This is a genomic window from Candidatus Omnitrophota bacterium (assembly GCA_041653595.1).
GTDB lineage: Bacteria > Omnitrophota > Gorgyraeia > Pluralincolimonadales > Pluralincolimonadaceae > Pluralincolimonas.
The window spans coordinates 20,944-41,932 of record JBAZFB010000004.1 but is presented as its reverse complement, the minus strand read 5'-3'; the positions used below and the strand labels follow the sequence as shown (position 1 = coordinate 41,932).

At 54.5% G+C, this 20,989-nt stretch carries 12 protein-coding genes; all 12 read right to left on the bottom strand.

Annotated elements, in window-relative coordinates; genetic code table 11:
• Positions 1-89: 89 nt before the first annotated feature.
• A complete protein-coding gene (locus WC317_02670) occupies positions 90-2,864 on the bottom strand; it encodes a beta-galactosidase (GenBank protein ID MFA5339036.1) in 2,775 nt (924 codons plus the stop codon).
• Positions 2,865-2,877: 13 nt separating this feature from the next.
• Positions 2,878-6,168, bottom strand: a complete 3,291-nt coding sequence (locus WC317_02665) for a hypothetical protein (GenBank protein ID MFA5339035.1) — start codon at positions 6,166-6,168, stop codon at positions 2,878-2,880.
• The gene (locus WC317_02660) at positions 6,165-7,190 is read right to left on the bottom strand and encodes a LacI family DNA-binding transcriptional regulator (GenBank protein MFA5339034.1); all 1,026 of its coding nucleotides are present in this window, start codon (positions 7,188-7,190) and stop codon (positions 6,165-6,167) included. The genes WC317_02665 and WC317_02660 overlap by 4 nt, the downstream gene beginning before the upstream one ends.
• Positions 7,191-7,256: 66 nt before the next feature.
• On the bottom strand, positions 7,257-8,222 hold the full coding sequence (locus tag WC317_02655) for a glucodextranase DOMON-like domain-containing protein (GenBank protein MFA5339033.1): 966 nt from the start codon (positions 8,220-8,222) through the stop codon (positions 7,257-7,259).
• A complete protein-coding gene (locus WC317_02650; GenBank protein MFA5339032.1) occupies positions 8,158-9,177 on the bottom strand; it encodes a glucodextranase DOMON-like domain-containing protein in 1,020 nt (339 codons plus the stop codon). The genes WC317_02655 and WC317_02650 overlap by 65 nt, the downstream gene beginning before the upstream one ends.
• Positions 9,178-9,210: 33 nt before the next feature.
• A complete protein-coding gene (locus tag WC317_02645) occupies positions 9,211-10,116 on the bottom strand; it encodes a glucodextranase DOMON-like domain-containing protein (GenBank protein MFA5339031.1) in 906 nt (301 codons plus the stop codon).
• 49 nt (positions 10,117-10,165) lie between these two features.
• Entirely contained in the window at positions 10,166-14,719 is a 4,554-nt protein-coding gene (locus WC317_02640; GenBank protein MFA5339030.1) for a glycoside hydrolase family 2 TIM barrel-domain containing protein, read from the bottom strand.
• Complete coding sequence (locus tag WC317_02635) at positions 14,713-15,738, bottom strand: LacI family DNA-binding transcriptional regulator (GenBank protein MFA5339029.1); 1,026 nt, start codon at positions 15,736-15,738, stop codon at positions 14,713-14,715. The genes WC317_02640 and WC317_02635 overlap by 7 nt, the downstream gene beginning before the upstream one ends.
• A gap of 68 nt (positions 15,739-15,806) precedes the next feature.
• The gene (locus WC317_02630; protein ID MFA5339028.1) at positions 15,807-17,933 is read right to left on the bottom strand and encodes a DUF5060 domain-containing protein; all 2,127 of its coding nucleotides are present in this window, start codon (positions 17,931-17,933) and stop codon (positions 15,807-15,809) included.
• Between the two features lie 3 nt (positions 17,934-17,936).
• Complete coding sequence (locus WC317_02625) at positions 17,937-18,821, bottom strand: carbohydrate ABC transporter permease (GenBank protein ID MFA5339027.1); 885 nt, start codon at positions 18,819-18,821, stop codon at positions 17,937-17,939.
• Between the two features lies 1 nt (position 18,822).
• Positions 18,823-19,725: a sugar ABC transporter permease gene (locus WC317_02620; protein MFA5339026.1), complete on the bottom strand. Its 903-nt coding sequence runs from the start codon at positions 19,723-19,725 to the stop codon at positions 18,823-18,825.
• Positions 19,722-20,966, bottom strand: coding sequence for an extracellular solute-binding protein (locus WC317_02615; protein MFA5339025.1), 1,245 nt, complete (start codon positions 20,964-20,966; stop codon positions 19,722-19,724). The genes WC317_02620 and WC317_02615 overlap by 4 nt, the downstream gene beginning before the upstream one ends.
• Positions 20,967-20,989 lie beyond the last annotated feature (23 nt).

Genomic DNA, 20,989 nt, shown 5'->3' with positions numbered 1-20,989 from the left:
AAGGCGCCTTTCATTTATATGAAAGACGCCTTCGTCTCTTCCTAATTCATTTTAGGCTCTATTTAATTATAGCACAATCCTGACCCTTGTCAATAGGCCGATACCCTCGCGCTCACCTTTTTGGCCGCATAGTAGAAACCTATCCTGGGGTCTTTAAGGACCGGCGGGACGAACCCCGATCCCTTGACGGGATGGAAACCCGGCCCCTCGACGAGGATAGCCAGAGTATTCTCCGCGCGCAGGAACGGCTCGGGGATATAAAAATCATTCTGCGGACCGACCGACTCGTATTTGCCGAGCGCCCTTCCGTTCAGGTATATGACGCACCTCTCGAAGGCGTGGTCTATCGTGAGCTTGAGCGCGCAGGTGCCGCCCTTGCGCGGCAGGAACTTGAACCTCCGCCTGTACCAGACAAGCTCTCCCATCTCTTTCGCGAATACGTATTTCTTAGCGGGAGGCGAGACCTTCCAGCCGTTTTCATCGATCTCAGGTTCATGATAGCCCTTCAAGAGGCCGCCCGCATTCTCGCGGACCAGCAATTTATTAAGGACAATATTGAAGGACTTTCCCTGCGCCCTGCCGCTGATCTTTACCGGCCGCATTATGCCGCTGAGTTTTTTTATCGGCCCTTCGTGGGGATGCGCCTTGGTATGGTAGGCGTTCTCATACCTGACCGCGAGGAGGTTCTTCCCTTTCCTGGCCGCCCCGGAGATATCAAGGTCGGGACTGCCTATCCCGCGCCAGATGAATTCCCCGTTGATATAGACATAGAACCTGTCCATGTCATTGGTTATTATCCTTGCCCGGCATTCCGCCGGCCTCCCCTTAAGCCCGAACTCCTGCCTGTACCAGATGAAACCGTGCTTGAGCAGGCCGGCCTGCTCAAGCGCTTTGGGCATGGTTATCGTCTTCCAAGACGAGTCGTCGAAACCGGGCTCTTTCTCGTCGACGTCGGAGATGAACCGCGGAGAGTCGAGCCATGTTATCCTCGGAAGCTCCTCCACCGCGCAATCGTATTTGAAGATCACCGACCCGGTCTTTTTGTCATATTTAAAAGGCGCCTTTTCCTTGTTGATCGTTACGTATCCGGGCCTGACCGCGGTAAATATCCTTGTAAGCTGGTTGCATCCGTTCTTGACCTGCGCGTTTATCTCGATCGACCGCCCGTCGGCAATAAGGTCCTCGATGTAGTAGTAATCGCTTATCGCGACCGTCTCTTCGCCGTCCCATACTTTAGCGGCCGTCTTGTCGTCGAGAAAAACGAAGAATACCCCTTCAATTTTTATTATCCGGAGCCCTGAGTTCTCGTTCCCGATGATATAGCCGTCCTTTACCCCTTTTACATCGAAATCGCCTTCGATGACGGCAGGCTTTACGGGACCGCACTTGATATAGGTCTCTCCCCTAAATTCGGGTCTTCCGGTGAGGAAGACAAACGCGTTCCTCCCTATCTCTTTCTTCAAAAGAAGTTCGCAGGTAGAGTGCTTGATGACCACTCCTTTATCGCCGATAGGGACATCTATGGGGAAAAGGAATGAGGACCTGGGAGCGAGCTTAAGGTCTCCGGAAAAGGGCAGCTTTTCGGTTTTCTTCCCGGCCGGAGATAGATATTCGATCTGCGTCCTGAGCGTATCGTCGGTAAGGTTGCGGACCATCAGGAATCCGCCTCTCTTCCCCGCCCTCTCGGTGACCTTGACGTTCTCGAAAGTCCCGGAGAAGTCGGGTTTGACCGTGCCCTTTCTCAGGTCCACGAGCGCCACGGTATTCCCGCTGTCGATAAACTTCGCCGCTCCACCTATCTTTTCGGAACCGAAGAGCACGTCCTCGAATGAATCGAGGAACTGCGCGGTGTTGCGGGCCATATGGTATTTCGTCGGCGAGACCTCGCCCCATTCCCTGAGCGGCGAATGGCCGAAGTCATATGTCGTGCAGGTGCCTATCCCGCCGTAGTCGCCCTTGCAGTTCCAGTAAGGGAACGTCGTGCCGCCGACGAACAGGAAATGGTTCATGACGGATGCGCCCTCGGCGATGACCGTCCTTAATATGGCCCTCGTGACCTCCGGCTCTATCTGGTACAGCGGCTTCCCGAACTGCGCGAACCAGCCGGTCTCGAGTTCCATTATCATCAGCGGCTTCTTCGGCTGTTGGGCGACCGACGCCTCGATCGCCTTATCGAAATCGTCGAACTCCCAGAGCCATATCCACGGGATATTCGGGTAATAGGTCCTCGCGTCGATTATTTCGCTCTTCCTCAGGAAACTCCCTTCCACCGTGAACGCCGGCACGTCTATGCCCGCCTCGCGAGCCATCTTCAAAAGCTTGAGGTGGTATCGCAGGGCGCCGTCCTTGTATCTCTTTATGCCGGTAAATGCGATCAGGTGGTCATATTCGTTCTCTATCTGGAATAGGATTATATTGCCGCCTTTTGTGACCAGGTGCGGCCGCAGGATCCCGGCGATCTCCTTATAATACCTGCCGATAAGCCTGAGGTACTCCGGGTCGTCTTCGCGCAGTTTCACGTCCTTTCCGAGGAGCCAGTCAGGGAACCCGCCGAAATCCCATTCCGCGCAGATATACGGCCCCGGCTTTATCGCGAGGTAAAACCCGTATTTTTCCGTCAGCGTCACGAACTTCTCGAGGTCGCGGTCGCCTTCCCAGACGAACTCACCCTCCTTCATCTCATGGAAATTCCAGGGTATATATGTCGCGACGAGGTTAAGCCCCGCCGCCTTCATCTTACGGAGCCTGTCCTCCCAAAGTTCGTGCGGCACGCGGAAGTAATGGAATTCCCCTCCGTAGAGCATGATGCGTTTCCCGTTAATGATCATGCTCTTCCTGTCGAAAGAGATCACCTTCTCCTCCACCGAAACCTCCTGTTTAATCAAGATACATCTTTATCTCTTTTATTTTTCTTTCCCTGACAAGGGCCGAATACGGTTCCGGGACGCTGCCGGTGAATTCCTTCACCGCGCCGTCCTCGAGCGTCAGCGCGTACTTAGCCCCTTTGCCGCCCCCGAATATATCCTTCCGCCGGGGATTGATATAAGTCACGGGTATGCTGCCAAGCAGCATGAATTTCAATGTGCCTTTCTTGACGGTCTCTTTCTGCAATTTTCCTTCGGGAGAATAGTGCTCCGCCTTGCGGTCTTTTTTCAGGAACATCCCGCCCTTAAGGACCGGGGAGAGGCTGAAGACCAGTTTGCCGTTTGCGTCGAGCGAAAACGGCCTTCCTCCGGTCATCATTATAAGCCACATATGGACGAATTCTGCGGTCGAGCCGGAGAGCCTCGCGTAAAACCCCTGTCCGTGGACTTTCTTGTCCGGATGGACGCTGCCCGCGATGAAAGACGAGTTCTCGAAGATGCTCCTTCCGTAGACCTCTGGCCTCAGGAACGGCACGAGGACGTCCTTGAAATTCGCGTAATAATCTTTGTAAAGCCCGGCCTTCAATAACTCGAGCAAGTATTTATATTCCATGTGAAGCCAGATCGACTGGTTCTCGAGCCAGCCCGGATTGAACGTCTTGGTCCTGCCTATCTCATACGGCTCCTTTTCAAGCGAGGCATTGACCGAGAACATCTTCAATTTTTTGTCGACCAGGCCGCTCTTCATGAGGTTGTAGTGCAGCCTCGCGGCGACAGATCTGTCCTCTTCCGCCTTCAGCGCGTGGACCTGCGCCTCCAGGAATAACGGCAGCGTCCGGGAGTTGAATTTCATCACCCTGATGCACGGCAGGCCCTTGTGGTTGGCCTTCGGGACCTCCCTGCCGGCGCTGTCCGTGACCGTGATCTGTTCGTATTCGGCCGGGACATTGATAAAATACCCGGAATAAAGTCCGGTCTTCTCGTCAAAACTTTTGTTTATGGCCGCCTGGACCCTCTTTGCCGCGAGCGCAAGGTAGCCGGATATTTCGTCTGCCGGGACCGGGATGAGCCTGCCGATTATCCCGCATCTCGTCTTTCTCCTGAAATTTTCTTTTATCGCGGTCAGTTTGTCCCATATGCCGAGATCGTCCAGTCTCCCGCCGAGATAACCGTTTAGCGCGTCTTTAGAATCCCTGATCGCCTCGACGGCTTCCTCGGGAAGCTCGAGGGCCTTGCCGCCAAGGTTCTTCGAGATCATGGTTATCAGCCTCTTCAGTTCAAATGTCTCGTTCGAGGACGACCCGAAGAGCCCCGGAAGTCCGTTAAGCGCGTCGCACCAGTTCGGCTTATCCGTCTCCATCTCGATGCCGCAGCCGTCCGGCCCGATGGAATTTATCTTATTGACCGCGATTATAAGGAGTTTCGTGATGAGGTCGGTCCTGTAAACATCTCCTTTGCCGTTTACTTTGCGGACGAGCGTCTTCTCCGATCTCCTGCCGGCGATCATCTTCCTCTTCTCCTCGTCGACCTTTACCGCGCCCAACTGGACCGGTTTTCCGTCCCACAAGACGTATTTATCCTGCCTCGGCAGGACGACGTAAGGGCTGTCGTGGAACGTGAAATCCCTGCGCCCGGAGAATAGCTCCTTCCTCCTGTCCGGATAGACGGCCAGGAAACTGTCGATGAGGTCCATATTATAGGACCAGTGGTCGCTCCAGAAACCGTCGATATGCCGCGAATTCTGCCCGGCGTCCGAGCGCTCGAGTATCTTCGAGAGCATCTCCCCGTTCGATACGGCGGCCTTGATAGAATTGGATCCGGCGAACTTGAAGATGTCGCCCGGGGCGAAAGGCTTCCTGAAAAACTCCTCCATCTTTTCCGCGCCGGATCCGAAAAGGCTTATGAGAAGTTTTTTGTCTCCCTTATATATGAATGTCACTCCGTCCACGCCTTGCGGATTGAACCCGTCCATCTGTATGAAGTTTATGAAGTTGATAATGTTGGACATCCCGACGTCGGGATTGAAGAACGTGTCGTTTCGCCTGTTCTGGTTGACGTCCCTGTAATTGGAATCGCCCTGGGAATAAAGGGTCGGGGAAGTGTAGAACTGGTTATAATCCCTCTCCAGGTCGCCGTGCTTCCTGGAATAGACATAGAAGACTTTGCTCCTGTCTTTCGTTACCGTCAGGGGGAAGCCTCCGCGCAGCACGTTGTCGAGGAAATTTTGGGCGGAATACCTGTCAAACTTCTCGTCTTCGCTTATGACCAGGGAAGAGCCCATGATCGATTCGATGACGGTCCGGTTTTTCTTGAGCTGCGTCTCCGCGAAATCCGCGGTGAGGGCGCGCGCCACCTCTTTCGTGCCGCCGACAGAATCCAGGGTGCCGCAGACGCAGTATAAAGTGAGCGTCTCCGAAGGCTTGAGTGCCGCATCCTCATGGCACATGGCCGAAGAGAACTCCCCGCTGGTCAGTTCGCCCTTAGTATCATAAATGAATTTCGACCTCACGTTAAAGCGCGAGGGGAGGATCATGTCCTTCCTAATTCCGAAGATCTGCGAGGCATCTATAAGGGGCCGTTTCAACTCAGCCTTGCCTCCCTCCACCCTGACGCACGCGTAATAATGGCCTCTCTTTACCATGGCCACCTCAGGGCCGTCCTCATGGGTCGTCCTGATATGGAAATAAGGTATCTTTTCCCCGAGGTTTTCCGCGTAACTGAAGGATTTGACGAGGTATTTCATCTTCTTCAGGCTGGAATCGTCCATCCCGAAGGGTATCACCTGCGGCATCCCGTCGAGGAGCTCGATCTTCACGGCCCTCCCGGAGATATTCTTTATCTCCACCTGCCTTATGAGGCCGGGGAACGGCTCCTGGACGACGTTGCAATACCTGACCTCGACGCTCATGCCCAGCTTCTCGTGGACCTCCCTTAGCGTCACGGAATAAGGGGTAATAGCCATCACCTGGGACGGGATATACCCCTCTTCTTTCTCGTATACCCTGAACGGCTCATACAGCGTAAAACCGTTTTTGCCAATTATCTTGATAAAGGTCCTGAAGCCCTGCGTCCCGACCAGCTGGTAGGCGAAATTCGCGGGCAGAAATTCCATCATCGCGCGGTCCTTGCTCTCTATGCCGAGGCTGCATACCGCCTGGTTCCTGTTCACGTAAAAGACCCACATCGGGATGCCGTCGACGCCGGCTATGCCGGGCAGGAAACTCGAAAAGGCCTTGGAATAGTTGTAATTTTCAATTATGAATTCGTTGTCGTTACCGATCCTGTATCCCGCGGTAGTCCTCATCCAATTCTCCTTGGCTTGTCGCAGCTCTTCCTTATTATTAATTTCGCCGTTATCATCCTTGAAGCGAATTCCGGGTGGGATACGGCCTCCATGACCGCCTCTCCCATCTCCTTATAAGGTTGCCTCACGGTCGTAAGCGGGGGCTCGGTCCGAGACGACGCAGCGAGGTCGTCAAAACCCACGATAGAGATCTCGCGAGGGACCCTTATCTTTTTTTCCTTGAAAAATTCGAGGCCGCCGTAGGCCATAAGGTCGTTAGCATAAAATATCGCGTCCGGCTTCTTCTTGCGCGAAAACAATTCCGCTGTCGCCTTCTTCCCGCCGGGAATACTGTAATCGCCGGAAATGAATAGGCCTTCGTCCGGCGCGATCCCGCTTGCCGTCAGGGCATTCAAGAAACCCTGCTGCCTCTCCCGGCTATCGCGCCTCTTCTCGAGGCCTTTCACAAAAGCTATCCTCCTGTGGCCCAGCCGGATAAGATAGCCGCCGACCTCGGAGCCCGCCCTGAAATTATCGACGTCGACATATTTCGTAGCCGCTTCTATCCTGCTGCCGGCGCAGACAAAATTGACCTTTTCCGCGCGCAGGAAAAAGCCTTCCGCGGCGTCGAGGTCCGGCGCGATGAAGACGAACCCCTCTATTATGCCCGCCTTATAATAACTGACCAGGTTCTTGAGCCTCTTTATGTTTCCGCTTTCATCGTCCGTGAGGCTCGCCATTATCACGTCGTATCCCTTCGCCCTGCAATTGCTGCTGATCGCGTCTATCAGGTTGACGAAATACTCGGTCCGGAAGAAGTTCCCGTATTTGGTCAGGACGCATATCATCCGGGCCTTCATCTGGATATTCTTGGACAGGCCGCGGCCGAAGGGATTGATGCTGTAGTTGAGCTTCTTGGCTACCTTGGATATCTCGCGGCGCAGCTCCTCCTTTACGTAAGGGTGCCCTGCGAGGGCCCTCGACACGTGCATCGGGGACACGCCGACTATCCTGGAGATCTCTTTAAAGGTGACTTTCTTCATCTTATGTTACCGATAACATATAATACCGTAAAAAATTCTCCCCGTCAAGGGGAAAAAAACCGGCGGTTATTTCGGGTTCTTCGCGTTCGGATACGGCGCGAACTTTACCTGCAGATAAGACCTTTTTATCTCCGCGAAACCCGAGGGGTCTCCCGGCGCCTTGTTGGAGCCGTAGCTCGAAAGCTCCGTCTCCTGCGTGGTCTTTTCGAGGCCGGCCAGGTCATAAAAATCCGGGTCTACGCCGTCTTCGGCTGTCGTGGATTCCCCTCCGCCGCCATGCCATTCGTCGGCAACCTTATAGACCTCCCTGGCGCGCTCCTTGTCTTCGAGGCCGCAGGCCACGATGAATCTCCATATCTTCCCGGCAGGATCCCCGATTATCTTCTGCGGCACCTGGATCTCGATTGCGCAAGCATTGGCATCCTTTATCTTGAAACCGCGGGTATCCGTGCTTTCACCGGCGGCCTTTGCGATAAGGTTGCCCTTCTCGTCCCAGATGCGCCCCTTGTATGTGCCCGCTATGGCTATTACATAATTCGCCGCGGTCGCATCGTCGACCTTCAACTCTCCGAACGTGCCGGAATCGGCGGACTCGGCATTAATATAGCCCTGCTGTATGACCTGCATCCCTTTCCCTCCTCCGCCGGCGCCGTCCGTATCTATGGCTATGACGCGGTAAGGGGCCCACCATTCTCCGGGCATGGCCGTCTTGACCAGGAAATAAACATTCTTCTTGTCCCACGTTACCCTGAATTCCTCCAGGTCGGCGGCTCTTGCGAAGGCGGCATTCTTTGGATAGGTATAGCTGCCGTTTCCGGTATCGTCGCCTGAAGCGTCCTTCCAGATGAACTCGCCGCCGCTTATCGCGCCGGTATTAGGGCTGGACGGGGCTACACCAACCCAGTCGGCCAGCGAACCGTCCACTTTTATCGAATGGCCGGAAAAAGGCCCGTACCTGTCTGCCGCCTCAGCGTGAGAGCAGAGCAGGAAAAAAGACGCCAACGCCAGATAAAAAACCGGTTTCCGTGCCATTTTCACCCCTCCTTGATAATTTACCGGGACCCTCATTGCTGAAATCGATTTTCAGGAATGATTTCGCTATAACGGCGAATCCGTCGGGATCCCCGAACGGCGCATTAAGGTTATAGCTTCCCAATTCTTTCTCCTGCGTCTCTTTATCGGCGCCGGCCAGGTCATAGATATACGGATTGGAATTGTTCGGCGCGCCGCCGCCGCCGTTCCATTCGCTCGCGTCCACGTCTATCTTGCGCGCGACATCAAAATCCTGCTGGCCTATGGCGATAATGACCTTCCACACCTGTCCCGCCGGACTGCCGCCTATCAGCTCCAGCGGTATCGCGGCTTCGACATGATTCCAATTTACGCCTTCCACTTTAAAACCGGGAGTATCGTTCTTTTCGCCCTCTTTCCGGGCAACAAGTTTTCCTTCGGCATCCCATATCCGGCCCTTATATGCGGAGGATGATATAGCGATCACGTATTGGCAGGCTAACTCGGGCGCGACCTTCAGGTTGGCGGAAACTCCTTTATCAAAATTCGGTTCATTCGCATCGCCCTGCGCCAGGACGGTCATTCCGCCCACCATTCCCTCTTTATGTATCCCTATTATCCTTAAAGGGGGCCAGAAATCCCCGGGCCGGTCGCATTTTATCAATAAGTAGAGGTTCTTGTCGTCGTAGGTAAGCCTGAACTCCCTTAGGTCGCATCCGCCTTTCAGGGCCTTCTGGAGAGGATAGGTATAACTGCCGTTACCGGTATCATCGCCCACGCCGTCCTTCCATATATATTCCCCGCCGCTTATCGTCCAGCTGTTGGGTTCGGACGGCGCCGTCCCGATCCAATCGTTGGTCGCGCCGCCGACAAGGACCGGATGGCCGGAAAAAGCGCCTGCCATCCGTTGATCCATAAAAAAGATGGCGCTCATCGCTACGAACATATAAAAAAGAAAGTAGGGGACTCTTTTCATATGTCTGCCCTTCCTGTTTACGATGAGCCGGGCTTATTTCGCGAAATTAACGGTCAAGAACGACTTCTCGATCGTCGCTAACCCTTTCAGGTCACCCTCTGACGCGTTAGGATCATAACTTCCGAGATCTTTCTCCTGCGTAGCCTTATCGGCGCCTGCGAGGTCATATGCGCTCGGATTTTCGCCGTTCTCGGCCCCGCCGCCGCCGTTATACTGGCTCTGTTCGACAAGTACCTTACGGGCAATATCGTTATCCTGCTGTCCGACTGCCACAATGAACTTCCATGTCTGGCCCGCCGGGCTTCCGCCGATGAGGCTTAACGGGATCGCTATCTCTACCGCGTTCCAGTTGAAATCGTCAACCTTGAACCCGGCTGTATCATCCGGTTGCGCTTCTTTGCGCGCTATCATCTTGCCTTTCTCGTCATAGATACGGCCTTTGTAAGTCGAGGAGACCGCCACCACATACTGGCAGGATAACGCCGGCGCGGCCTTCAGGTTGGCGAAAGTGCCCGAATCAAAATTTAATTCGTCGGGATCGCCCTGGGCCAGGACCTGCGTGCCGCCCTCTACGCCTTCCTTGTGTATCCCTATTACCTTGTAGCCGGTCCACCAGTCTCCGGGCCTGTCGGTCTTGATCAGGATATAAAGGTTCTCCTTGTCGAACGTGACCCTGAACTCCTTCAGGTCCGCGCCCTTCTTGAGCGCTTTATCCAAAGGATAAGTGTATTTCCCGTTTCCCGTATCGTCGCCGGCGGCATCCTTCCAGATATACTCGCCGTTACTTACCGCTGCCGAGTTCTCCTGCTCCGGAGCAACGCCGGTCCAGTCCTTTATATTTTTGTCGACCGCGATAGTATGCCCTGTGACCGCATCCTCGGCGAAACAGACAGACGAAAAGACCAATCCGACCGCTAACAGCACCGCCACTTTACCCATTTTACCGCCCTCCTTTTTGTACCGGTTTAATTACTTTTTCGCTCCCCCTTTACGGGGACTTTGCCTCGTCGCTGAAAGTGACCGCAAGATAAGATCTGTTTATTACCGCGAACGTCGACGGGTCCGAAGAGTCCCCGTCCTTCTTGTAGCTGTTCAACTCATATTCCTGCGTCTTCCTGTCCGGGCTTGCCAGGTCGTAAGTGTACGGGTTCGAGCTGTTCGCCTCGCCCCCGCCGCCGTGCCACTCGGACACGTCCTTATCCACTTTCCTGAAAATTCCGTTGTCCTGCTGGCCGGTCCCCACAACGAACCTCCACGTATGGCCCGCAGGGCTTCCGCCGATGAGTTTCAAAGGAATAGCGACCTCGACCGAGTTCCAGTTGGCGTCGTCGATCATGAACCCCTGCGTATCGTTGCTATCTCCTTCTTTGCGGGCGATAGTTCTCCCCTTCGCGTCCCAGATCCGGCCCTTGTAGGAATTGAATATCCCTATCACATATTCGCACGCCAAATCCGGCGAGACCTTAAGATTACCGTAACAGCCGGTATCCTGGTCCCCGTCGCCCTGGGCAAGGACCTGCGTGCCGCCCTTGCCGCCTTTAGCGCCGTCCTGGTCTATGCCTATTATCCTGTAAGGCGTCCAGAAATCCCCGGGCCGGTCGCATTTTATCATCAGGTACAGGTTCTCGTTGTCCCATGTGGCCCTGAATTCCCTAAGGTCGGCGCCTTTAGTCAGCGCTTTATTAGTCGGATAAGTGTAATGCCCGTTTCCGGTATCGTCGCCTTTGGCGTCTTCCCAGATATATTCGCCTCCGCTGATAGTCGCCGTATTCTCCTGGGCCGGCGCGGTGCCTACCCAGTCCCTTATGTTCTTGTCGACCTTTATCGTATGGCCCTTGACCGGCTCCGCTATCATTATCTTGACGGTATCGGCCGTTACCTTGACCGTGTCTATCGTGACCCCGCCGCCTTTCTCGTTCTCCCTGACCATCAGCGTATGGCTTGAGCCGGGCTTATACCCCTCGTCTATCTTCCACTCGGCCGTGTAGAGCCCCATATTCGGCGTCATCTCGATAAACCGGCCGTTATCGATTGAATACTCCAGTTTATCGACTTCCGTGTTGGCCCTCGGCTCGACCATAAGAGTAGCCATTTTATATATGCTGGCGCCGTCGAACGGGAATACTATGGTGACCTTATTTACGACCCTCACGTCTATGCTTTTTATATTTATCTGCCCGATCTTATCGGTCGCCTTTACGCTTATCGTATGATTTATCCCCGGCACTTTTGACGTGTCCCATTCGGCGGTATAAGTCCCTGCGGCCGAAGGCGACATCGGCATCCACTCTCCCCCGTCCACGGAATAATCGATCTTCGCTATATTTTCCTGCTTGTCCTCCGCCGCGATCTTTACGGCGCCGCCCACCGATGAGTTGGGCCCGGGCTTACTTATAGCGGGCTCGGGCAAGGGAATGTTAGAGGCCTCCCCCTCAAGGGTGATCGCGAATATATTCAATCTCTTGTCCGCGGGCAGGGTGATCGAAGAGAGGATCTTGCTCTTGTCCGGCTCGAGCGTCTGCATATAAAGCGCCACGCCGGGCTTCCTGTCGCCGGCCGATTCATGATGGTACGTCGTCACTACGGCTGCTTCTTCGCCGTAGATGGGATTGCCGCCCCACCAGTCTGAAAAACCTGTCACGATCTTCGCCGATGTCCCGTCGGTGTAGTTCAGGACGAACGTCTGTTTCGAACCGCCGTCATGCATGCTGCCAAGAATATATACTTTCGTATAATACCCGGGCGGGAAAGCTATCTTTTGCCTGCCGCATTCGACGGTGTTCTTTTGGCCGTCGGCCTTGTCGCCGAATTTGAACTTTACCTTTTCCGCGCCGTTGAATATGAACTCGGAATTCGAGTCCGGCAGTTCCTCCGCCGGGAAGTCATAGCCGGTCCCGTCATTGCGGCTTGTGTTCCATGAGATCCAGTCGTGGTCGAACGGCAACTCCGCATACTTGCCCGGCTTATTATCGATAGTTACTTTGGCCGTTGCCCCGGAGGTCTGGCTGCCCGTGTCCGTCACTATGAATTTAATATCATGAGTAGAGCCGTCGGGAAGCTGCGAGGCGTCCCATACCGCCTGGTAGTTTCCCTCGCCTATGCCTTCCATCTGCTTGGGCTCTCCCCCGTCGACGGAATAAGTGACCGAGGCGATGCCCCTGTCGTCGGCCGCGACGGCCTTCAGCGAGACTTTGCCTATAACTGCGTCGTTATCTTTGAGATTGACAGTGACCGCAGGAAGTTCGTCTATATTATCTACGATGACCCGGACGAAACCGGAGACATAATAACTCTTCTTGCCGGTCGCGCGGACGATAAGCATATGTTTGCCTTCCGGAAGTTTTGACGTGTCCAATTCCATCCGGTAAAGGTCTTTCTTCTGGTATAGCCGGCCCAAGAGTTTCCCTTCTACCATCAGTTCCACCGCCTCGGGCTTTTCTTCCCCTTTTATCTCGGCCGATATACCGGCTTTTCCCTGCAAGACCGCTTCTTCCTTCGGTTCTTTAAGCTCGACCGCCAGGTCGCCTAAAAGCGAGGCATATTGCCGCTGCAGCTGGAAATATACCGGCTTCTGGAATTTCCTGTCGATCGTCATAGTGCCCATAACCTCCGGCTCGTTGATCATCGTGTGCCAATCCGCGATCGTCCACCATGTCGCGCCGGCGACGAACGGGAAGTCCCTGAAAGCCTTGAAGGTATCTTTCGCCACTTCGACCTGCGACGCTTCCTGGGCAAGGTCCCCGTAACGGGCCCAGACGCCGTATTCGGTGGATATGACCGGTTTGTCCGGAAAAGCTTCATGGGTCTTCCTGAGCGCTTCTTTCGTATCGGCAAAATACGAGTTGCCGTAGAATATACCGTAATAAGTCGTAAACCCTATGATATCGCATTCCTTCTGGGTGGCGTCGGTAGGATCGCTTCCCGAGGCTGACTGCGCTACAAGCCGGGTCCCGTCGACCTTATAAGCGTTCTCCCGCAGGTCTTTTATAAAAGCGGCCCTCTCCCCCTGCCAGCTGCATTCGTTGCACGCGCCCCAGATTATGACCGACGGCCTGTTATAATCGCGGTATATCATCTCGAACCACATTTGCCTTCCGATGCCCCGGACGTTTTTCTGGATGAGGAACTCCGGCCCGGTGAACCAGAACATGGGTATCTCCTCCCATACGAGAAGCCCCATCCTGTCGGCGATAGTGTAGGTCTGCTGCTGGTTGGGATAATGGGCCGTCCTGACGAAATTCGCGTTGGCGTCCTTTATGTACTTGAAATCCGCCGTGACCGCGGCCGGGCCGTAAACCAGCGGGCCGGGCTCTCCGTAAAATACTTCATGGCGCGCGATACCGCGGAGGAATATCTCTTTGCCGTTCAGGAGCAGTTTAGCGTTGGCTTTATCTACGCTTACCTCCCTGACGCCGAACTGGGTGTAGAGCTCGCCCGATCTTGCTTTCCTGTCCCCGAGGGTTACCCGTAACACGTAAAGGTTAGGCGACTCCGGCGACCAGGGTTTGAGCCCGCCCGATTTCAGCGAGAACCTGAACACCTTCGCCTCGCCCGCCTTCAACGTTACCTGTTTGGAGGTTTCGCCTTCCAGGGAGACGGTCCTGCCTGTAGCTATCTTCTTTACAGACGCTTCCTCTAAGTTGTCGTCCTTCACATTGGCCTGGACGATCTTGAGGGCAAGGGATGAATCGAATTCGGCATCGCTCCGGTTATAAACGGTCACATCTATCGTCAGTTCGGAATCTTTCTCGTTGACCAGTTTCGGTTTTATGTCGGCGCGGACAATAGAGACCGGCGGAGATATCTCTATATATACGCTCCTTGTTATCCCGCCGTAATTCCACCAGTCGCCTGTAACGTAAGGGACTATGTTATGGTCGTTGGTACTGAGCGCTTCGGACGAGGCGTCTCCGTTGGGGAGCCACGGGATATTATCTACGCGGACGGCTATGACATTATCCTGCCCATAGTTAAGGTATTGGCTTATATCGAACGCGAACGGCGTATAGCCGCCTTCATGGCAGCCTATCCATTTGCCGTTGATCCACACATCCGTAAAATAATTCGCGGCCTCGAACATGAGCTTAACGTACTTGCCGGACGCGTCGGCCGGGACTGTGAAATGCCTCCTGTACCATGCCCCGTCCATATACCTGTCAGGGGCCGGGTCCTCGACGCCCGGGACAGGCTTCTCTTTCCACGCGCTGTCGTCGTAATCGGCCTTATACCTGCCGGCGCTCTCTTCTTCGAGGAGTTTTAAGGTCTCCGGCGTCCTCTTGTAAAGCGTAAGTTTGTGGTCGACGCCCTGCCGTTCGGACCTCCATGAGCCGTCCAATTCAATGTAAGGGCGGTCCTGCCTCTCCCATGACGGGAAAGGTATCCCGTTCTGGAACGGGAGATACAGGCCGTCTATCTCTTTTACCTCGAATGTGGGGGGCTGGACCCCGGGTCCCGCGTCCTGGGCGGGATACACCTGCGCAGGCGCGAACGCGCACGTCAGGAAGACCGCTATCGCAAAATACGGGAAGGTTTTTTTCAGCATGATTGCCTCTTGATGAGTTCGGGTTTTATCACTGCCATCTGGGGTTCAAAATTCTCGTCGTTCATGGAGCGGACTGCGAGGTCGACCGCCTTCTCTCCCATCTCCTGGAGAGGCTGCCTTATCGTCGTCAGCGGGGGTTCGACATAAGCGACCTCGAGGGTATTATCGAACCCCATCAACGCCATGTCTTTGGGTATAGAGATACCCTGCGCTTTCATGACGCGCATCGCGCCGATGGCCATATAATCGCTCGCCGCGAATATCGCGGTGGGGCGTTTCTTGAGCCCCAGGAGCTTCGGGACCTCCCTCTCGCCGCTCTCGAACGTGAAATCGCCGTAGACGATAAGCTCCTCGTCCTGGTCAAAGCCCATCTTTTTGGATAGGACCTTGAACGCCTGCAGCCTTTCGGGGCCGTCTGCCGAGTTCGGGTTGCCGCTTATGAACCCGACGCGCTTGTGGCCTTGCGAGGCCAGATATTCCAGGGCCAATCTCACGCCCTCGAAATTATCGACGCAGACCGAGTTGACCTTTTCTTTGCCGTTATATTTTGTCACTAAAGAGAAGGCTATGCCGTTGTCTTTTAGGTCGCGGATGTCTTTGGAGATATCTCTTGTGTAATCGACGTTCAGGATGACCATGAGGTCGATAAGCCATTTGCGGGATATCTGGTAATACGACTCGCCTTTGGTCTGGTCGAGGCTGAAGAACATGAGCGCCCTGTCGTATTTCTTACAGGCGTTCTGTATGCCCTCTATTATCATAAGGAAGTACGTTATGGTGAAGAAATGCGGGTTCTCGGGGAATACCACCCCTACGGTGGACGATTTCTTGCTGATAAGGCTGCGCGCGACCAGGTTGGGCATATAGCCCATCTCTTTGGCGATCTTAAGGATACGTTCGCGCAGCTTCGGCGACACGTGTTCACGGTCGTTCATAACAAGAGAGACGGTTGAGTGAGCGACCCCCGCCCGTTTTGCCACGTCTTTTATCGTTATACTGGATTTATCGAAACGTTTCATTGATTAGCATACCTCTAAAAGAAAGGTTACCATACGAACGGCCTTTTGTCAATGTGACCGATAACATCTTATCTGGAGAGTTTGACCTTGCAGCCCAGATCGGTGGTAAAGGTTGGTATGACCAGCTCGAGGCTGCCGTTCCGGCACCCGGTTTTCTCGCTCCGGATCACGCCGCCGGCGATGGTATCGAAATATTCGACTGCGTAATCCCCGTCCTTCAAACCGGTTATGACGACCCTGGGTATCTCTATCCAGGTATACCTGACGCCTTTCCTGCGGTTATCGACCGTGTCATCCCTGTTTTTGAACCAAAGATACGCCGAATCGCCGGACCGGATACCTACCACCTGGAGCGGGTTGGAATAGCCGCTCAGGCAGATGTTCCTGACCCTGAACCAATCGGGCCCGTCATTGGTTATCTTTATGCGGTGCTTCCCCTTGCTCACGCCGACCTCGAAACTGTCATCGAGATGCTTATAACTCGGGAGCGGCTTATAGATATGTTCCAGGACCATCCGGTCGTCAAGCCAGATGGCAGCTTTGGCCCCGCCCTCGGATACCATGTCGATATTAAGGGTGAACGAGCCGTCCTCGGGATAATCTACGGCGAATACCGGAGTGACCTTCATGTCCGTGTGCGCCGAGCCCTGGAAAAACCTCGAAAGTTTGTCGATATCCGAGACGCGCCCGTCGTTCCCCACGATGAATTCCGAGGCGGTCGAGGCCTGCCAGTCGAGATAAGGCGTGAAAGTGAGCGTATTATAGGTATCCTTGGGGTAAATTATCCTGTAATCGATATCCGTGAACTTTTTACCGCGCCTGTCATCGCCGGCGGTAAACCCGGAGACCGCCCTAAGCTCGTAGAAAAGGTTTCGCGGCTTGATATAGCTGTCCCACCACCAATACATCGCGGTCCCGGCTGCAGGCGAGGCGGCCGAAGACCAGAGCGCGTTATGTAACCTTATCCCCTGGGGATCCTGCCTGCGCTCTATTGTCCCTTCCTTCGCGGTGCTGGCTACTTCAGCGATAAGGACCGGCTTTCCGTACCTCTCCCGGAACTCCTTCGCGCGGAAGACTATCTCGTCTATCATAACGTCGCTGTACTGGTGGATCTGCGTATAGCTGATGTATGGCGCGCGCCAGAGCGAGTAATCCAGCGGCTTTGAGAAACTCGTGGTTATCATATGGCCGAGCGGGTCCGCGCCCTTTATATAATCCGCCATCTCCTTGTGCCATTCGCCGGCGCGGGCCTCGTCGAAACCGTCGGTCAGGTCAATCTCGTTCCAAAGCTCCCACGAGAATATCGCCGGGCTGTATCCCCACCTGGCGATTATATAACGGAGCTGGTTCTTGAAGAGCTTTGTTGCGTCCTCGTTCGTAAAAAAATCCGGCGGGGACTTGCATGGCCCGCCGTTCTTGGCGTTATATGGGTTTACGCCCCACTCAGAATTTGATGAAGTGCTAAACTGGCCGTGGATATTTATCGTAAGCTGGACGCGCATGCCGTATTTTTCGGCCATCCCCAGTATCTTATCTATCCTGTCCGCGTTCCTGAGATTGTATTTCCCGAGGCCGCCGTACGACTTGTCCTTCTTCCATTCAAGCCCGAGGCCCCAGGAACACAGCCACAGCCGCGACCAGTTCCCGCCGTTGCCGCTTATCTTCTTATAATAGCCGTCGTAATTATACAGCGTATCCCCACCGAGCCACGCGACGTTCATGCCGACAGGGAAGAAGAATTTTCCGTCGGAGGTCTCAAAATAACAGGGATCGATCTTGCTTACCCTCACCGGTCCGCTCGCGCCGGACGGGACGCACATGAACCTTCCGGCCGGCGACCTGGCAGAAGACCGCCTGTCTGCGACTGCCGCGCAATAGGCCCACTCTCCCTCTTCATTCGGGGAGAAACGTATCTTCCAGACCGGCCTCTTCCCTGACGATGAGTAAAGGAATCCCGGGATTTTTATTTCCTTGGCGGACGGTGATTTGAAGATGCAGGAGAGGTCGACCTGGGAGGGATCAAACGGGTTTTCGTATTCGGCGCTCAGGTCAACCGTAAGTTCGAACAGGCCGTACATGCCCACTTTTTCGGAAGAAGCGATGGCCGAATTTATCGCGGCCGGCTTATAGGCGTGGGCTTCGGCCGCGGCCAATACAAAAACGCACGCCAGGACGACGGGGAGGGGATTTTTCATGCGTCACGCCTTCAGGCCGGTAAGCGCTATACCCTTTACGAAATATTTCTGGAAGGCTATAAATACTATCAATACGGGGGCCGTGGCGACCACGGCGCCGGCCATGACCATCGCGAAATTCGTCCCGAACTGCCCGTTCAGGACAGAGAGCGCGAGCGGTATCGTCCTCATCTTCGAGGAATATATTATCACGAGCGGCCAGACGAAATTGTTCCATTGGGCCATAAAGGTAAATATCGCCAGCGAGGCGAGCGCCGGCTGTATGAGCGGCAAGATCACCCTGCGGTATATAGTGAACTCGGAACAGCCGTCTATCTTAGCCGCGTCTATCAGGTCATCCGGGATGTTCATTATGAACTGCCTCATCAGGAATATCCCGAACGCGCCGGACATCGCCGGGATTATCAACCCGTAAAACGAGTTAAGCCACCCGAACTTCTTCACTATGACGAAACTCGGTATCAGGTTCACCTGCCAGGGTATCATCATCGAACCCACAAGCAGGAGGAAGAGCTTGTCCCTGCCGAAGAACCTGTGCTTGGCGAAGGCGTAGCCGGCCAGGGAACAGAAGAATATGTTGGCCAGCGTGATCGCCGTCGTGGCAAAAAGGCTGTTGAGGAAATACCTGCCCATCGGTATTATCCTGAAGAGTTCAAGGTATGCCGCGATCGTCGGCTTGCGGATAAAGAAGCTCGGCGGATAGGTATTTATCTCGTCGAGCGGTTTGAATGACGTGACTATCATCCACACGAACGGCACGATCATTATGAATGAGCCGGCTATCAGGAAAGTATAAATGAGGAGGTTGGCGGTCCGCTGCTGCTTCTTCTTGCTCGCGACCCTGACGGTGCCTCTTCTCTCCAGCTCTTTTATCCCGTTTATGTCCATATCAATACTCTATCTTTTTCTCGACCAGTCTCATGTTTATCACCGTTACGATGAAGAGGACGAAGAATATCAGGTACGCCAGCGCCGAGGCGTAGCCCATCGCGAACCTCTGGAAGCCGGTATCGTAGAGATACGCGACTATCGTCAGCGCGCAGTCGAGCGCCCCGCCCACCGCCCCCTCCGAACTGTAGGTCATGATATATACCGCGTCGAAGACCTGGAACGCGCTTATGATCGACATTATGGTGACAAAGACCATCGTCGGCGCCAGGAGCGGAAGCGTGATGTTGCGGAACTTGTCCCATTCGCTCGCCCCGTCGACCTCGGCCGCCTCATAGAAGACCTGGGGGATGCCTTGCAGCCCGGCGATGAAGAGTATCATGTTATACCCGAGACCGCCCCAGACGCTCATGATTATTATCGAGGGAAGCGTCCAATCCACTCCGAGCCAGTTTACCGGCGCTATCCCGATCGACGAAAGGGCGTGGTTAAAGAGGCCGTATTTCCCGCTCGCGTAAAGCCACTTCCAGATGACCGAGATCGCTATAATCGAAGTGATACTCGGGATGAAGAAGAAGGTCTTGAACCAGTTCTTGAAACGGATGTTCTGGTCGATGGCCACGGCGAGAAGCAGCGAGATAGCTATGCTCGTCGGGACCGTGCCGGCCACATAGATCGCGGTGTTTACCATCGCCTTCCAGAAACGCGGGTCGTGGAATATTATATTTATATAATTCTGCAGGCCGACAAATTTGGGCGGCTGGAGGATATTGTATTCGGTCAGGCTCCAGTAAAGCGACGCGAAGACCGGTATTATGAGAAATACGGCGAAGATGATAAAGGACGGCCCGATGAAGATATACGCCCATTTCTGCTTGTTCAATTCCTTGGCTACCGACTTCACTTCCTGAGCCTCCTGTTCAACTCGTCGTTCGCGCCGGCTAAAGCGGCCTTCACGTCCTTGCCCTTCAGGACGATAAGTTGTATGGCCGTATCTATGAACCTCGTGCTGTCATCCCAGCCCAATAATGACGGCGGCCCTTTCGAGTCCATCGCCTGCGCCTTAAGCGGTTCCTTGAACGCCGCATCCATCGGGAGGATATCCCACGTCTTTATGTTCGGGGGAAGATAGGTATCGTGCGACTCGAGGGTCGCCTCGTATAATTTCAGCTGGACCGCCGGGCGGGAGAGATACTTGATGAACTCCCACGACTCATCCTTTAATTTGGACTGGGAGAAGACTCCCATAACCCTGCCGCCGATGAACCCGGTCCTCTTTCCTGTGGGCCCGGCCGGGAGCGGCGATATGCCCCATTTACCGTTTATCTCCGGGGCAACGTCCGCAAGGCTCTTCATCTTCCAGTTCCCGGAGATGAATATCGGGTAGTCGCCCATCTTAAATCCTTGCTCTACGGGTTTCTCCTCTTTCGGCACGCCGTATCTCTTATATAGGCCGGTAAAGAATTCCATCCCGGTTTCCGCGGCCGCGGTATCGAGCGTGGCGGCCGTCTTCTCCTTATTATAAAAATCCCCGCCCGCCTGCCACAGGAACGGGCTGTATCCTATCCATCCGAGGCCGCCCCAGTCGATTATCATCGACTTGCCGTCGCGGTTGAGATCGGCCAGAAGGGAAGCCAGTTCTTTCCAGTCCCGCGGCGGCCTTCCGACTATGTCGATCCTGTAATACATTACATATTCGCTTATATCGAACGGGACGGCATAGACGCTGTTTTTATATCTTATGGATTCCGCGAGGCCGGGAAAGATGTTGTCCTCTATATCCTTGAGGTCCGCAGGAAAAGCCTTCTGGAGGTCGACCATCGCGCCCAGGTTGCCGAATTCGGTCCCCCAGGTAAGCCCCATCGTCCCGATGTCGGGGGTGACTTCCCCTACGACCGAGGTCAGGTATTTCGAATGGGCCTCTCCCCACGAGAGCGCCTCGCATCTCACTTTGACTCCGGTCTCTTTATAAAAATCCCGCCCGAGCTCGGTTATCTTCTGGGCCTGCTTCTCGGAACCGACGAGCCACATGAGTATCTCTTTCTCGGAAGATTTCTTCGCGCAGCCGGAAAGGCAGGATAAAATGAGGGCCGCAAAAAATAAAAAAAGACACCATATAGCACTTCCGCGTTCTATTCCGCGCATAGCCTTATTATTCTCTATTGTGA

Coding starts and splice junctions, on each gene's coding strand:
- WC317_02650 (MFA5339032.1), bottom strand. CDS start 9,177: ATGAAAAGAGTCCCCTACTTTCTTTTTTATATGTTCGTAGCGATGAGC.
- WC317_02625 (MFA5339027.1), bottom strand. CDS start 18,821: ATGGACATAAACGGGATAAAAGAGCTGGAGAGAAGAGGCACCGTCAGG.
- WC317_02660 (MFA5339034.1), bottom strand. CDS start 7,190: ATGAAGAAAGTCACCTTTAAAGAGATCTCCAGGATAGTCGGCGTGTCC.
- WC317_02655 (MFA5339033.1), bottom strand. CDS start 8,222: ATGGCACGGAAACCGGTTTTTTATCTGGCGTTGGCGTCTTTTTTCCTG.
- WC317_02630 (MFA5339028.1), bottom strand. CDS start 17,933: ATGAAAAATCCCCTCCCCGTCGTCCTGGCGTGCGTTTTTGTATTGGCC.
- WC317_02645 (MFA5339031.1), bottom strand. CDS start 10,116: ATGGGTAAAGTGGCGGTGCTGTTAGCGGTCGGATTGGTCTTTTCGTCT.
- WC317_02615 (MFA5339025.1), bottom strand. CDS start 20,966: ATGCGCGGAATAGAACGCGGAAGTGCTATATGGTGTCTTTTTTTATTT.
- WC317_02665 (MFA5339035.1), bottom strand. CDS start 6,168: ATGAGGACTACCGCGGGATACAGGATCGGTAACGACAACGAATTCATA.
- WC317_02640 (MFA5339030.1), bottom strand. CDS start 14,719: ATGCTGAAAAAAACCTTCCCGTATTTTGCGATAGCGGTCTTCCTGACG.
- WC317_02635 (MFA5339029.1), bottom strand. CDS start 15,738: ATGAAACGTTTCGATAAATCCAGTATAACGATAAAAGACGTGGCAAAA.